12 protein-coding genes are annotated in these 15,507 nt (G+C 63.7%); 8 read left to right on the forward strand and 4 right to left on the reverse strand.

From position 1 onward, the window contains the following. Positions 1-113 precede the first annotated feature (113 nt). From ACGYLY_RS12205 to ACGYLY_RS12220, 4 genes are all read left to right on the forward strand, one after another. Positions 114-1,709, forward strand: a complete 1,596-nt coding sequence (locus tag ACGYLY_RS12205) for a bacterio-opsin activator domain-containing protein (RefSeq protein ID WP_395281344.1) — start codon at positions 114-116, stop codon at positions 1,707-1,709. An 84-nt stretch (positions 1,710-1,793) separates the two neighbouring features. Next, positions 1,794-2,153, forward strand: coding sequence for a hypothetical protein (locus ACGYLY_RS12210; protein WP_395281343.1), 360 nt, complete (start codon positions 1,794-1,796; stop codon positions 2,151-2,153). A 36-nt stretch (positions 2,154-2,189) separates the two neighbouring features. Then, the gene (gene truD, locus ACGYLY_RS12215) at positions 2,190-3,515 is read left to right on the forward strand and encodes a tRNA pseudouridine(13) synthase TruD (RefSeq protein WP_395281342.1); all 1,326 of its coding nucleotides are present in this window, start codon (positions 2,190-2,192) and stop codon (positions 3,513-3,515) included. A 112-nt stretch (positions 3,516-3,627) separates the two neighbouring features. Beyond that, positions 3,628-4,752 carry a sodium:calcium antiporter gene (locus ACGYLY_RS12220; protein WP_395281341.1) on the forward strand — a complete coding sequence of 375 codons (1,125 nt, stop codon included), beginning with the start codon at positions 3,628-3,630 and terminating at the stop codon, positions 4,750-4,752. A 3-nt stretch (positions 4,753-4,755) separates the two neighbouring features. Here ACGYLY_RS12220 and ACGYLY_RS12225 read toward each other — a convergent pair whose 3' ends face one another. Further along, the gene (locus ACGYLY_RS12225) at positions 4,756-6,141 is read right to left on the reverse strand and encodes a hypothetical protein (RefSeq protein ID WP_395281340.1); all 1,386 of its coding nucleotides are present in this window, start codon (positions 6,139-6,141) and stop codon (positions 4,756-4,758) included. Positions 6,142-6,235: 94 nt separating this feature from the next. Between ACGYLY_RS12225 and ACGYLY_RS12230 the strand changes: the two genes are divergently transcribed. Continuing rightward, the gene (locus ACGYLY_RS12230; RefSeq protein ID WP_395281339.1) at positions 6,236-6,952 is read left to right on the forward strand and encodes a DUF2103 domain-containing protein; all 717 of its coding nucleotides are present in this window, start codon (positions 6,236-6,238) and stop codon (positions 6,950-6,952) included. Between the two features lie 498 nt (positions 6,953-7,450). On the opposite strand, the gene ACGYLY_RS12235 is transcribed toward ACGYLY_RS12230, so the two are convergent. After that, complete coding sequence (locus ACGYLY_RS12235) at positions 7,451-8,428, reverse strand: ROK family protein (protein WP_395281338.1); 978 nt, start codon at positions 8,426-8,428, stop codon at positions 7,451-7,453. 122 nt (positions 8,429-8,550) lie between these two features. Here ACGYLY_RS12235 and ACGYLY_RS12240 point away from each other — a divergent pair, with 122 nt between their 5' ends. Further along, positions 8,551-8,943 carry a hypothetical protein gene (locus ACGYLY_RS12240; RefSeq protein WP_395281337.1) on the forward strand — a complete coding sequence of 131 codons (393 nt, stop codon included), beginning with the start codon at positions 8,551-8,553 and terminating at the stop codon, positions 8,941-8,943. Between the two features lie 40 nt (positions 8,944-8,983). Here ACGYLY_RS12240 and ACGYLY_RS12245 read toward each other — a convergent pair whose 3' ends face one another. Continuing rightward, positions 8,984-9,433 carry a universal stress protein gene (locus ACGYLY_RS12245; RefSeq protein WP_395281335.1) on the reverse strand — a complete coding sequence of 150 codons (450 nt, stop codon included), beginning with the start codon at positions 9,431-9,433 and terminating at the stop codon, positions 8,984-8,986. Positions 9,434-9,537: 104 nt separating this feature from the next. Here ACGYLY_RS12245 and ACGYLY_RS12250 point away from each other — a divergent pair, with 104 nt between their 5' ends. After that, positions 9,538-10,275 carry an SDR family NAD(P)-dependent oxidoreductase gene (locus tag ACGYLY_RS12250; protein ID WP_395281334.1) on the forward strand — a complete coding sequence of 246 codons (738 nt, stop codon included), beginning with the start codon at positions 9,538-9,540 and terminating at the stop codon, positions 10,273-10,275. Positions 10,276-10,298: 23 nt separating this feature from the next. Here ACGYLY_RS12250 and ACGYLY_RS12255 read toward each other — a convergent pair whose 3' ends face one another. Then, a complete protein-coding gene (locus ACGYLY_RS12255; RefSeq protein WP_395284116.1) occupies positions 10,299-12,203 on the reverse strand; it encodes an ABC transporter ATP-binding protein in 1,905 nt (634 codons plus the stop codon). Between the two features lie 190 nt (positions 12,204-12,393). On the opposite strand from ACGYLY_RS12255, the gene uvrA reads away from it, so the two are divergent. Continuing rightward, entirely contained in the window at positions 12,394-15,336 is a 2,943-nt protein-coding gene (gene uvrA, locus ACGYLY_RS12260) for an excinuclease ABC subunit UvrA (protein ID WP_395281332.1), read from the forward strand. The last annotated feature ends 171 nt before the right edge of the window (positions 15,337-15,507 follow it).

Genomic DNA, 15,507 nt, shown 5'->3' on the forward strand with positions numbered 1-15,507 from the left:
AGCGGTAGCCGACGAAAACATATCAATCCACAAATCTTTTACTGTCCGGGTCATTGGATACCGATAGACCACGTACCATGTTGTCAAACACCACTGCCAATCCGTAACGGACAATGGACGAATCCACCGTCGACGCCGTCTTCGATACGCTCCCGGACCTCTTCTACGTTTTCGACGCGAACGGAACGCTCGTCGAATGGAACGACCGTCTCGTGGAGGTGACGGGGTACGACGACGACGAACTCGACGGGATGAACCCGCTCGATTTCATCCCCGAGGAGGACCACGCGGAGATAGGAACCGCCATCGACGCGGTACTCGTCGGTGACAACACCGAGACGCGCCAGTCGGCGCTCGTGACCGCGGACGGCGAGCGCGTCCCGTACGAGTTCAACGCGACGCGACTCACCGGCGAGAGTGGCGAAGTCATCGGCTTCGCCGGAACGGGTCGGAACCTCTCGAAACGTCGAAAGCGAGAACGTGCGCTTCGCCAGCAGCGCGACGAATTGGAGACGCTGAATCGCCTCAACGAACTCGTCCGCGAGGTCGTTCACGAACTCGTCGGCGCGGCCACGCGCGAGGAGATAGAGAAAACCGTGTGTCGCCGACTCGCCGACTCCGACCTCTATCGGTTCGCGTGGGTCGGCGACCACGACCTCGTCGAAGACGGTATCGTTCCTCGAACGCTCGCCGGGGAGGACCAGGCGTTCCAGGAACTCGTCGGAGAGGTCGAGAGGGAGAACAAGGTATGGGAACGGCCTGCGACGAGGGCCTTTCGGACGGGACGGCACGTCGTCGTTCGCGATTTCGCCCGCACTCCCATCCTCACCGACCGTCTTCGGGAGCGAGGGTTGGAACGCGGACTCCGTTCGGGAATAGCGGTCCCGCTCTCGTACAAGCAGACGAGATACGGCGTGCTGGTGGTGTATGCGACACGGACCAACGCGTTCAGCGAGCGGGAAGTCGCCGGGTTCGACACGCTCGGCGAACTCGTCGGGTTCGCCATCAACGCGACCGAGAACAAGAAACTTCTCGCGACGGACCAAGCGGCCGTCGAACTGATGTTCCGCGTCACGGATGACGAAGCACTGCTGGTCGATTTGTCGCGCCGAATCGACTGCACGCTCGTCCTCGACGGCACCGTTCCGACGTCCGACGGTCAGTACCTCTACTACGTTCGCGTCGAGGACGCACGACCGGAACGGGTGGCGGATGCGGCGGCGACGCTCTCGACCGTGAACGATTCGCGCGTCGTCTGGATTCACGACGAGGAAGGACTACTGGTGTTGACCGTCTCTTCGTCGCTCGTCGAGAACTTCATCGAATCCAGTGCGAAAGTCGTGACGGCGGAGGCGCACGAGGGAACCGAGGACGTCGTGGTAGAGGTGACACGCGAAACCAACATTCGAACGTTGCTGGAGTCGATTCGGACGTCGTTCCCCGATATCGAACTCGTCGCAAAACGGGACGTAGAGCGGACCGACCAGTCCAAGCGTGGGTTTCAGGACGACTTCTCCGCGGAACTCACCGGCAGGCAACGGTCCGCGTTCCGCGCCGCCTATTTGGCGGGGTACTACGACTGGCCGCGCGAGAGTACGGCGGAACAGGTCGCCGAGTCGATGGGAATCGCACCCGCGACGCTCCATCAGCACCTTCGGAAGGCGGAGGGAAAACTCGCATCGGCGTTTTTCAGCAGCCTGAGGGACTGATTCGAGGGATGCGAAGAGAGAACCCCCGATAGCCAACGTACGTAGGTACTGCGTACTTGCCCCCGACGTACCACTACATCACCAATGGAGAGAGAGACAGAAGTCCACACATCGCCGTCGAGCGAGAGAACCGAAATATCCGTCGAAGCCATCTTCGACGTCCTCAGCAGTCCGTACCGACGACACGTACTCTCGTATCTTTCCGACGCGACGACGCCGACGACCATCGGAGACCTCGCGTATCACGTCGCGGCGTGGGAGGAAGAAACAAGTATCGCCGAGGTGTCCGACGACGAGGCGAGCGAAGCCGAGATACTGTTGTATCACGTCCACCTGCCGAAGCTGACGTCCGTCGGACTCGTCAACTACGACGCCGAGTCGGGGGCGGTCACTCCCGAGGAGAGCATCGAATTGGCGACGAACTGCATTCCCACCGGAGAGTAGGGTTTTTAATCCCGTTCGGACCGAAGAGCCGAACGAATGCGCGAGGCACATCTCATCGAGGCAGCGGTCGGCATGGAGTATTACGTCAGCGACGAGGACGGCGTGGGGGGAACCCTCCGCGAGACGAACGAGGACTTCAGGGTGCGGGAGATAGAGGGATTCGACGCCGACCCCCTCGACGCCGACACGGGGTCGTACCCGTATCTCGTGGTCCGTGCGACCCTCCACGGATGGGACACCAACGACTTCGCCAGAAGCCTCTCCAGCGCGCTCGGAATCAGCCGTGAGCGCGTGTCGTGGGCCGGAACGAAGGACAAGCGCGCGGTGACGACCCAACTGTTCAGCCTCCGAAAAGTGGACCCCGACGACCTGCCGGAGATGCGCGCCGCCGAACTCGAACCGGTCGGCCGGGCCGGACGGGAACTGCTGTTCGGCGACCTCGTCGGCAACGAGTTCGAAATCACCGTCACGAACCCCGACCATCCGGAAAACGCCGACGAAATCGCGACCCAACTGCGCGAGTTCGCCGGCGGGGACGACATGCTCGCGGTTCCCAACTTCTTCGGCCAACAGCGGTTCGGCAGCCTCCGACCGGTGACGCACGAAGTCGGCCTCCACGTCGTCCGCGAGGAGTGGGAGGAGGCGGTGATGGCCTACGTCGGCAACCCGTTCGAGACGGAACCCGACGACACGCGCGAAGCCCGCGAACGCGTCGAAGAACTCGCACCGGACTGGGACGCCGTCCTCGACGCCCTGCCGAAACGACTCGGGTTCGAGCGCTCGATGGCCCACCGCCTCGTGGAGAACGGCGGCACCGAACCGGCGGATTTCCGGGACGCGCTCGAATCGCTGCCGACGAACCTCCAGCGGTTGCTGGTGAACGCCGCCCAGTCGTACGTCTTCAACCGAATCCTGAGCGAGCGACTTCGGCGGGGGCTTCCCTTTGACAAGCCGGTTGCAGGCGACGTGGTGTGTTTCGCGGAGTCGGTCGACGGCTTGACCGTCCCCGACGTGGATCGCCAGCAGAACGTGAGCGAGAAGCGCGTTCGGACCATCGAGCGCCACTGTCGGCGCGGCCGGGCGTTCGTCACCGTGCCGCTGGTCGGTACCGAGACGGAACTGGCGGGCGGCGATCAGGGAGACATCGAACGCGCCGTCCTCGACGAACTCGACCTCGAACCGCACGAATTCAATCTGCCCGGTGAGTTCCATTCGACCGGCACCCGTCGGGCAATACTTCTCGGCAGCGAGTTCTCGCTCTCCCACGACCCCCTTTCCTTTTCGTTCGCGCTCCCCTCCGGGTCGTACGCCACGGTCTTCCTTCGGGAGTTCCTGAAGGCGAACCCGCTCGATATGGGATAGGGACACCACGCGGTCGGGCAGCGACGTCGCGACTCGGCGCGTGTATAATCCTTCACCGTACTCTCATCCACGGTCCCGAGGGAATATGGTCGAGAGCGGTGTTGTGGCATCGATGACAGGCCGAACGGGGTTCACCGCACTGCTCGGCGCACTGCTTTTCGTTTCGCTGACCGTCACCCCCGTACTCGCACAGGAGGCGGGCGACGGTGGCGAAGGAGCGATGGTGACGGGAATTCCGGCCGTCGTGGTCTTCATCGCCGGGGCGGCGCTGTTGGTCTACAGCGTCGAGAAACTCATCGGCTTTCTCACCAAGGCCGCGGTCGGACTCGACCTGTCGCTGTTCGTCCTCGCCATCCTGTTCACCGGCATCGAGTTCGACGACGTGGTCTTCGGGGTCGCGACGAACGTCGAGAACCTAAACGGTGTGGCGCTCGGAATCGTGTTCGGAACCGCACTCTCCTTGACGGGTATCACGCTCGCGCTGGCCGCCATCGTCACGCCGTTCGAGGTGGACGTCCCCCGCGACTATCTCGTTCTGTTCGCGCTCTCGCCGCTCGTGATGGTGCCGTTCGTGTTGTCCGGCGGGGTGACGCCCGTCGATGGCGTCGTCCTCGTCGCCCTTTTCGTCGCCGTCTTCGGCTACATCGTCTACCGGGAGTCGGATCGCAACACGCCGGTGTTCCGGGATACGGAGGTCCAAGAGATGCTGGACGGTGGCGTCGTTCGACCCGTCGCGGACGACATCCCGTTCGTCCCCGAGCGCGAGTTGCCGGGAGTCGCGTGGTTGGGCCTGTCCGTTCTCGCGCTGGTCGGACTCGTCGTCGGTGCCTCGGCGATGTCGATAGGGACCGAAGGGGTAATCACCACCTACGGAATCGAGGACACGGTGTTCGGGGCCACCATCGCGACGGCCGTGCTGACCGTCGAGGACCTCTTTCTGACCGTCGAACCCGTCCGCCGCGGCGCGCCCGAAATCGGCATCGGCAACGTCGTCGGAAGCGTCCTCTTTTCGGTCACGGGGAAGATCGGCATCATCGCGCTCGCCGGGAGCGTCGGCATCGGGTCGTCCGTCCTCGTCTGGCACCTCCCCGTCCTCGTCATCGGAACCCTGCTGGCGGCGTACTTCATCTCGACAGGGCACCTCAAAGCGTGGCACGGGTACGTCCTCCTCGGCATGTACGTCGTCTACTGGGTCGTCAGTTTCGCGGTCTTCGGCGGCGCGCCGATAGAGGTGTGATATCTATCTCCCCTTCGGGACGGTGCGTCCGAGCAGGAACGCGGGCAGACCGATCAACGCGACGAAAAAGAGGAGATACGCGAGCAAGAAGAGGGTGAACAGGAGGTCGTTCGGTCCCCTAACTCGGGTTATCGAGGTCGTCAGCGCGAGCACGATGGCGAACGCGGCAGGCGGAGCGCCGAGGGCCAATCCCCGATGCCGACGAACCGCGGCGGCGTACCCGACCGCGGTCATGAACGACGCCAGAAGGACCGAAAACGCCGCGAACAGGAATTTACGGGTCGCGTACGGGTTCGAGGCGAAAAGCCGCGCCGCGACGGGCGAGTCCACCGCGATAGCCGCCACCATCGCCGCACAGAGGCCGACCACCCACGCGAGAAGGACGGCGGCCACCGTGCGGTAAAACGTCGGATGGGCGGCGCTGAACGCCAGCAATCCGAGGACGGCGTAGGTCCCGCCCGCAACGACGAGGCCCATCGAGTAGCCCGAGACGGCGTCACTCAACCGAACGGTCCCGACGAGCAGCGCGAGAACGCCGAGGACGCCGACGATGACCGCGACCAAACGGGAGGTCCGTTCGTTTCCGCTTCCCTCTCGGCCGCCGAGTCGGACGAATCCGACGAGGCGGCCGAACAGGATGCCCGCCGGGAGGAGAACGTCCAAGAGGAGGTTGAGAGCGATGTCGCCGAGGAGTGGCAGCGTCACCGCGACTAAACTCCACGCCTCGCCGGAAATCCCGCCCGACTCCGCGAACGTGACGAACGGACCGTCCCCGACGTCGCTGAAGGCGGTCAGGGTGAAGGCGTTGCCATCAATCTGTGCGCCCTCCGGTGCGCGGGTGACGACGGTCCCCGGCGGTCCGACCACGGTCAGACGGTCGGCACCGAGTCCGGAAATAGATCCTTCGCGCGCGTGTCGAAACCCGTCGAACCTGACGACGCCGCCGGGTGCCGTCGCGGCGGCGGTCGTCCGATAGCGAAGGACGACCGTTTTGGTTCCGACGACGTGGGCGTCGAGGAACGTTTCGGGTTCGAGGGAGGAACCCGGACCGGCGTTCTCGGCGATTTCGTCGAGCATCCATCCGTTCTCGCGGAAGTACCGCGCCGTTTCCTCGCTCGCAAGCCGGTTTTCCACCGTCCACGTCGCGGTGCCGTTATCGTGAACGCGAATCGTCGCGGTACTGTGTTCGACGCCGAACGTCACGTTTTGGACGCCGTTGGTTTCGCCGTACCACCGTGCTTCTTCAGTGAAGCTACCGCCACACGGGCCACAGAACGGTTCCGGCGGTGGTGCACTCGCCGCGGGCGTCGCGGCGAACGACACGAGGACCGACAGGAGGGCGAGGAGAACGAAAAGCGACCGTTTGGAGGGAATCGTTCGGGGACGCATACCCGTAGTTGTCTTCCATCCGATATTTTTCTTTCCCTCATCGAAATCGCAGCCGAAACGCCGAGGTTAAACGCCATGGTTGGGAAAGACGCGTATGAACTGTCGGCAGTGTGCGTCCTCGCTCGAACGACCGGGCGATTACTGCCTCGTCTGCCGGACGCGGAACGCCGACTCCGTCGTCCTCGCCGTGACCCGCGACCACGCCGACATCACGATGCTGCGCGACGAAACCGTGGTCGGGAAGACGGGCGTCAGCACCACGCCCGAGGAGGGCGAAACCGAGGTGGTCGAACTCCGTAACTTCGCGGGACGCATCGCCGACGAAGTGCGACGAAAACACCCCGAGGACGTGTACGCGGCGGGCAACCGCGACGTGATTCGCGCCGTCCGCGCCCAGCTCCACCACGATTTCTACCGCGTCGGCGACGAGAACCCCGTCAAGGAGGTGCTGGCGCGGCGCGGCGAGCGCTCGCTCGAAGTCGTGGACCTCCCCCCGAGCGAGAAGATCGGCGGGAGTCACACCACGCTCATCGGCAACCGGGACGGCATGCGCGTGATTCGGGAGGTCGCCTGCCACCCGCACGTCAAGAAGGTCATCCCCGGCCCCATCAACGCGGGCGGGGCGAGTTCCGACTCGGGTGTCCGCGCCAAGGCCACCCGCGCCGACGAGAACGGCAACGTCCGCCTCCTCCTCCGCGACGGGTCCAGCGTGCAGGAGAACCGCGTCGTCACGACCGCCATGGACCGCGACCTCGGCGAGCGAATTCGGGAGGATTTGAACGAAGCCCTCCAAGAGAGCGGCTTTCGGTGACGGGGAAGCAGTTCGATTTCGCGAAGCGGAATCCAGCCATTCCGGCGTGCGCTGGCGAGGGGACGAGGACGTGTCGTCCGAGTCGCCTCGCTGAAGCGCGCGAGGGATGAGCATCACAGCGAAGCGAGAAGCGCAATCGGTTGGGGAGGGAGTGGCTGATGCTGTGCGGTGGCGGGCGGTGGCGGTCTCATTGACGTCTGTACTCGCACTCGGAGAGAAGTTACAGCCGAGTACTCGGAGAGAAGTTACAGCCGAGTACTCGGAGAGAAGTTACAGCCGAGTACTCGGAGAGAAGTTACAGCCGAGTACTCGGAGAGAAGTTACAGCCGAGTACTCGGAGAGAAGTTACAGCCGAGTACTCGGAGAGAAGTTACAGCCGAGTACTCGGAGAGAGCTAACGACCAACGCATCCCGAGAGAACTGTAGACGAAACCGGAGCAGTCACACTGACTCGAAAATCCGAAGCGGCCGCATCCCTCGGACCTCACGTCGCGAAAATCAGTCGGCCAAACGCGATTCGTCGCCGGTGCCGTCCGTCAGGGCGCTCGCGACCGCACCCTTCAGGACGACTTCGTCGCCGAGCGTCGTGAGCTGCACGTCGGGTTGGTTGTTCAGGAGGTGGTTGCCGATGCGCTCCCGAATCGGGTCCACGACGAGTTCCTCGTTGTTGAGGGCGACGGCACCGCCGAGGTAGACCACCAACGGCGCGTAGGCTTGGACGACGTTCGCCACGCCGACCGTGTTCCAGTGGGCGACCTGTTCGATGACATGGTCGGCGAAGGGGTCGATGCCGGCGTTCTCGAACACGTCCTTCGCCGAGAAGTCGGGATCTTCGAGTTCGAGGGAGGTTTGCACCGTCTCGTCCTCCTCGGCCAACATCCGGGCGTACTCCGGGATGTTGTTGCCCGAACAGTAGGCTTCCCAGTGGCCGTCCTTGCCACAGCCACAAGTGCGCCTGCCGTGCGGGTCAACTATCATGTGTCCAACCTCGCCCGCGTTGCCGTCCCAACCGGTGAGGACGTTGCCATCGACGGAGACGCCGGCACCGATGCCGCTGGAAATCGTGATGTACACCATGTCGTCCGGGTTGCGGTCGCTGTAGAATCGCTGCCCGATAGCGCCCGCGTTGGTGTCGTTGTGGAGGGTGACGCGTTCGCTGTGAATGAGTTTCCCCACCGGTCCGGTCAGGGGGATTCGGCCGATGGTGTCCGGCAGGTTCGCCGGATTCTCGACCGCACCCTCCGCGAGGTCGAGCGGGCCGATGCTGCCGATGCCCGCCGCCCGAACCTCGCTGGGGTCGATGTTCGCGTTCGCACACGCACCACGAATGCATTCGAGTACTGCTTCAGTAACCGCGATGCCGGTCGGTCCCTGTGGCGTGCCACGTTCGTACGTGCTGACGACGTCGCCGCCTTCGTCGGCAACGGCCGCCCTGACGTGGGTCGCCCCCAGGTCTACACCCGCGTAGTAGGCCATTCAGATGAACAAACGTCGTCCGTCCCACTTAACTACAGGCATTTACTCGCCGACGAGTAGTGTCCGATAGCCCGAGAGGTTCGGCTGCCGAAGTTAACTGCATCGACGGCGTGAGTCGATGCATGTCGGACCACCTCCCTGACATCGACGACGAGACGGAGTCCGCGCTCCACGAACTCGAACTCGGCATCGAGGGACTGCGGAAGGCACACGGCTACCTCGTTCAGTTCCACCACGTCACCGGCCACGCGATGGAACACTTCAACGAGGCGGAGAGCCACCTGCGGGACGCGGGGCACGACGAACTCGCCGACCACATCCGGGACGAAATCCTCCCGTGTGGCGTCCTCGGCGGCGACCGATGGACCTACGAGTTGGTCGAATCGTTCGAGACGGGGTTCCTCCTCGACATCGAGGCGTTCGAAGGCGCGACGCGCGACGAACTCGCGGACGGGGAGCGGCACGTCCGCGAGCGAAGAATGCAACGACGATGGCAGGAACGCGCGGAGGAGTGAAAAATGTCGGAAGCCGAGCGAGGGGAGAACGAGCGGGCGTTCAGTCCTCGCGGACGAACGTCACGGGACACGGCGCGGAGAGCATCACTTCCTGTGCGGTACTGCCGAAAACGGCCTTGCCGGTCGGCGAGCGTTTGCGGCCGCCGACGAAGACGCTATCGGCGTTCACGTCCTCCGCGAGGTCGACGATGGTTTCGCCGTGATTCCCGATCGCACCCCGCACCGAGTAGCCGATGTTCTCGGAGTCGAGCGCGTCCGAGAGCGAACGAATCGTCGCGTGTCGCGCGGCCACCTCGTCCGAGTTGGGTGCCCCGGCTGGGTCGTAATCGAGTCGGTCTACGACGTCGTTGAACTCGTCGTCGGTGAAGACGTGTGCGAGGACGACAGTCGCGCCGGTCGGCCCGGCTACATCGATGACGGCGTCGGCGAGCCGTCCGGTTCGGTCCGCGTCTCCCGGTCCTACCGCGAGAAGAATCGTCTCTATTGCCATGGTAGCACGTCACTGTGCAGAATATTAAATATAGGGGGGCATTCACTCGAAACCGGGATAATCGAGATATCAAGTTAGTTGACGTTCGGGAACGAAGGGAGCGCATGATATCGCCGAATCTGAACGGACGAGTCGCCCTGATCACCGGCAGTTCGAAGGGCGTCGGCCGGGAACTGCTCCTCTCGCTCGCCGACTGCGGTGCGGACGTGGCCGTCCACTACCATTCGAGCGAGGACGAGGCGCGGGAGATAGCCGACGCCGCCCGAGAGATGGGTGGCGAAGCGATGACCGTGCAGGGTGACGTCACCGACCCGGACGAGGTGGACGGCCTGTTTTCGGCCATCGAGGACGAACTCGGTTCCGTGGAGGTGCTGGTGAACAACGTCGGCCCGTTCGCACCCAGCCACTGGGAGGACATCTCGTTCGAGCGCTGGAACGCCGTCCTCGAGGGCAACATCAACGGAACGTACCTCTGTTCGAAGCGGGCGCTCCCCGGGATGCGCGAGGCCGAGTTCGGCAGAATTGTCAACATCGGCTACGCCAGCGCGGAGAAGGGACTCATCAGTCCGAAGAACGCGCCGTACTTCATGGCGAAAGCGGGCGTCCTGATGTTCACGCGGATGCTCGCCGCCGACACGCAGGACGATGGCGTGACCGTCAACGCGATTTCGCCCTACGTGGTCGAAAATTCGGACGTGTTCCCGGACGACTTGCCCCGCGGTACACCGGCGAAATTCGAGGACGTGGCACAGGCACTGCGCTTCTTCGTGGACGAAGACAGCGACTACCTGAGCGGCGTGAACGTCCAGGTTGACGGCGGATGGTTGCCGGAGAAGGTCTGAGTCGGGTCAGTAGGCGAATCCGGCTACTCCCCGCCGTCCGCCTGTGCTTCCGCGCCCTCGATATCGCCGTTGCCCCCGACGTCGCCGTCTTCGATTTCCGCGCGCCGTCGAATCGCCCGCTCGATGAACTCGCGCGGGAGGGCTTCGATTTCCCCGGCTTGCACGTGCCAGAGGTTGGCGTACAGGCCGTCGAGCGCCAGCAAATCGTCGTGAGTGCCGCGCTCCACGATTTCGCCGTCGTCGAGGACGACGATTTCCTCGGCGTCCTTGACCGTCGAGAGGCGGTGGGCGATGGCGAACGTCGTCTTCTCGGCCACGAGCGAGGCGAGACTGCGCTGGATGAGGGCCTCGGTTTCGGTATCGACGTGGCTCGTCGCCTCGTCCAGCACGAGGATGGCGGGGTCCTTGAGAACCGTCCGCGCGATGGAGAGTCGCTGGCGCTGGCCGCCCGAGAGTTTGACGCCGCGTTCGCCGACCATGGTATCGTAGCCGTCGGGCAGGTTGACGATGAACTCGTGTGCCTCGGCGGCTTTCGCGGCCTCCTCGATTTCCTCGTCGCTCGCGTCGAACGTCCCGTACGCGATGTTCTCCTTCACGGACCCGTAGAAGAGGAACGGTTCCTGACTGACGTAGCCGACCGCTCGCCGTAGACTGCGGAGGTTTACGTCCCGGATGTCGGTGCCGTCGATGCGAATCGTTCCCTCCCCCACGTCGTACATGCGGAGGAGGAGTTTGAGGACGGTGGATTTGCCCGCGCCGGTGGGACCGACGAGCGCGAGCGTGTCGCCGCGTTCGGCGCGTAAATCGATGTCCGAGACGACGGTCTCCTCGCCGTAGCCGAAACTCACGTCGTCGTAGACCACTTCGCCCTCCGTTACTTCCAAGTCCGGCGCGTCGGCGCTCTCGCCCAGCGTCCCGCGTTCGTTCATCAGCGAGTACACTCGGTCGCTGGACGCTTCGGCGCGCTGGTAGATGTTGATTATCTGCCCGAACTGCGCCATGGGCCAGATGAACTGCTGACTCAGGATGACGAAGGTGACGAACACGCCGGGTTCAAGCGCGCCGGTGAACGGCCCCGGCGCACCGGAAAGCAGCCAAAAACCGCCGACCGCGAAGGTGACGGCGTAGCCGATGCCGGTCAGGAGACTCAGGCCGGGGAAGAAGGTGATTCGGGTCGTGATGGCGTCCCAGTTCGCGTCGTAGTAGTCCCCGGAGGCCTCCTCGATTCTGCCGGATTCGTACGATTCTGCGGTTTCGGACTTGATGACGCGGATGCCGCCGAGGTTGTTCTCCAGTCGGGAGTTGAGCGCGCCGACGCTCGCCCGCATCGCGGCGTACTTCGGTTGGATGGTTCGGACGAAGAGGTACGTGAACCCCGCAAGGACGGGGACCGGGAGCAGCGCCACGAGCGCGAGCGCCGGGTTGAGGGTGAACAGGATGCCGCCGATGCCGACGATGAGCACCGCGATTCGGAGCGCCGAACTCAGCCCGTCGTTCAGAAACGTCTCCAACTGGTTCACGTCGTTGTTCAGGATGGACATCAACTCGCCCGTCTGCTTGCCATCGAAGAAGTTCATATCGAGCAGTTGCATCTGGTCGTAGGTGTCCACGCGAAGCCGATGCTGGACGCCCTGTGCGAACGCGTTCCAGCCCCAGCCTTCCAGCCACGAGAATGCGGCACCGACGAGAAACGACGCGAGGACGACGCCGATGGAGAGCCATAGCTGTCCGGACTGCGTCGTCGGCAGCCACGCCGACGGGATTAGCGGGAGGGAGAACGTCTGCTCGTTCAGGAATATCGCGTCGATGGCGATGCCGAGGATGACCGGTGGCAGAAGACCCGAGAGGCGTCCGAGCACCGTCCCGACGAATCCCGCGACGAACTGCGGCCAGTACCCGCGGCCGTATTCGGCGAAGAGCCGCCACATCGTGCGTCGTTCCGCTTCCTCCGGTATCGCTGTGTTCGATGGCACTTACGTCAGGTAAGGACCGAACGAATATGTCCCGTTCGGTAGGGTACGTTATCGCCGTCGTATCCGCACTTCCCCGTTTCACTTTCACTCCGCTTGCATTCCCAACCGATAGGCATACCCCCGTTCAGTCGCTGTCTGAGTCTAGATGAGCAAGGACTACATCGAAGTGCGGGGGGCCGAGGAGCACAACCTCAAAGACCTCGACGTCAAGATTCCGCGCGAGGAGTTCAACGTCGTCACCGGCCTTTCGGGGTCGGGGAAGTCCTCGCTCGCCTTCGAGACGGTGTACGCCGAGGGACAGCGACGCTACATCGAGAGCCTGTCGGCCTATGCCCGGAACTTCCTCGGGCAGATGGACAAGCCGCAGGTCGAGAACGTCGAAGGCCTGTCGCCCGCCATCTCCATCGACCAGAAGAACGCGGCGAACAACCCGCGTTCGACGGTCGGAACCGTGACGGAACTGCACGACTACCTGCGACTGCTCTACGCCCGCGTCGGCACGCCGCACTGTCCGCAGTGCGGTCGGGAAGTCGGCGAGCAGAGCGCCCAGAACATGGTCCGTCGGGTGCTCGATTTGCCCGAGGGAACGAAGGCGAAGATAGCCGCGCCGGTCGTCCGCGACCAGAAGGGCGCGTTCGCCGACCTGTTCGACGACCTCGTCTCGGACGGCTACTCGCGCGTCGAAGTGGACGGCGAGGAGTTCGATTTGACGCTCGACCGTCCCGACCTCGACAAGAACTACGACCACACCATCGACGTCATCGTCGACCGCGTGAAGGTCAGCAAGGAAGCGCGTTCGCGCATCAACGACAGCGTCGAGACCGCGCTGGAGGAAGCCGAGGGCGTGATGAAACTCATCGTCCCCGACGCACCGGCGGACGTGAACCTCGGGTCCGAGTCGCGTTCGACGGGCGACTTGGCCGGGGACGGCGACGACCGACTCGTCGTGGAGTTTTCGGAGGAGCTCGCCTGCACGCACTGTGGCATCGACTTCCGCGAAATCGAGACGCGGAGCTTCTCGTTCAACAGTCCGCACGGCGCGTGTCCCGAGTGTGAAGGCATCGGCGAGACGAAGGAGATAGACGAGGACCTCGTCGTCGAGGACCCGTCGAAACAGCTCAAACACGTCTTCGAGCCGTGGAGCTACCAGCGGACGTACTACCGCCGACAGCTCGATTCCGTCGCCGAGCACTTCGACGTGAGCCTGACGACGCCGTTCGAGGATCTGGGCGAGGAAGTCAGGCAGGGGTTCCTCTACGGCACCGACGAGGACGTGCTGTTCAAGTGGAACACGAAGAACGGCATCCGTCGGAAGGAGGAACCGTTCGAGGGCGTCATCCCGAATCTCGAACGACGCTACGTCGAAACCGACAGCGACCGGGCGCGCGGCCACATCGAAGAGTACATGGCCGTGACGGAGTGTCCGGCCTGCGACGGCACGCGACTGCGGCCCGAAAGCCGCTCGGTGTACGTCGACGGCACCTCGATTTCGGCTGTCAACCGGATGTCCATCGGGGACGCGCTGGTTCACTTCGAGAACCTCGAAGCCAACCTGACCGACAGACAGAACCGCATCGCCGAGGAGATTCTGAAGGAGATTCGGGCGCGACTCGGCTTCATGGAGGAGGTCGGATTGCAGTATCTGACGCTCGACCGCGAAGCCTCGACGCTCTCGGGCGGGGAGAGCCAGCGGATTCGGCTGGCGACCCAGATCGGGTCGGGGCTGGTCGGCGTCCTCTACGTGTTGGACGAACCCTCGATCGGCCTTCACCAGCGCGACAACGACCGCTTGCTGAACACGCTTTGTGAACTCCGCGACCTGGGGAACACCCTCATCGTCGTCGAACACGACGAGGAGACGATGCGGCGGGCGGACAACGTCATCGACATCGGTCCCGGACCTGGCAGGCGCGGCGGCGAAATCGTCGTGCAGGGCGACGTGGATGAGGTGATGGCCCACGAGGAGAGCATCACGGGCGACTACCTCGCCGGACGAAAGGAGATTCCCGTCCCCGAGGAACGTCGGGAGAGCGACGCCCACCTCACGGTTCGCGGGGCGCGCCAGCACAACCTCAAGGACCTCGACGTGGACATTCCGATCGGGAAGTTCACCGCCGTCACGGGCGTTTCCGGGTCGGGGAAATCCACACTGATGCACGACATCCTCTACAAGGGACTGGCCCGCGAGATGAACGACAACACCTCGGTGGACCCCGGCGACCACGATTCCATCGACGGGATGGAGAACATCGAAAAGGTGCGACTCATCGACCAGTCGCCCATCGGCCGGACGCCGCGCTCGAACCCGGCGACGTACACGGGCGTGTTCGACTACATCCGCAAATCCTTCGCCGAGACGAAACTCGCCAAGCAGCGCGGCTACGAGAAGGGTCGCTTCTCGTTCAACGTGAAGGGCGGGCGCTGCGAGGAGTGTGGCGGGCAGGGAACCGTCAAAATCGAGATGAACTTCCTCTCGGACGTGTACGTCCCGTGCGAGGAGTGCGACGGCGCGCGCTACAACGACGAGACACTGGACGTGACCTACCGGGGTGCGACCATCGCGGAGGTGCTCGACATGTCCGTCGAGGAGGCACACGACTTCTTCGAGCACGACACGCGAATCCGTCGTCGCCTGAAACTGCTGAAGGACGTGGGGCTTGACTACATGAAACTCGGCCAACCGTCCACGACCCTTTCCGGCGGGGAGGCACAGCGCGTCAAACTCGCCGAGGAACTCGGCAAGAAGGACGCGGGCGAGACGCTCTACCTGTTGGACGAACCCACCACGGGACTGCACCACGAGGACGAGCGCAAACTCGTGGCCGTCCTCCAGCGACTGACGGACAAGGGCAACACAATCGCCGTCATCGAACACGAACTCGACCTCGTGAAGAACGCCGACCACGTCATCGACCTCGGCCCCGAGGGCGGCGAGAAGGGCGGCGAAATCGTCGCCACCGGCACGCCCGAGGAGATAGCGCGGGTCGAGGAATCCTACACCGGGCAGTATCTCCGTGACAAACTCCCGGGCATCGAACTCGACGGTCCGCGTTCGGACAGACCCGCACCTGCGCCGATGGATGACTGACAACTGATACGTCGGCGCGTCCGGACCGACGCGCAACTGTTTCGAACCGATATACCGATCTATTTATACGATAGAATGGCGGGCTTACCCCGAAGAATCGCCCGCTTATGCGTCGGTATCGTAAGTAGTTTGAAAACTACAGCCAGCTAAGCACTGGATAACAAAGTGTCG

Origin of the sequence: Haladaptatus sp. CMAA 1909, assembly GCF_043952005.1 — an archaeon.
Lineage (GTDB): Archaea > Halobacteriota > Halobacteria > Halobacteriales > Haladaptataceae > Haladaptatus.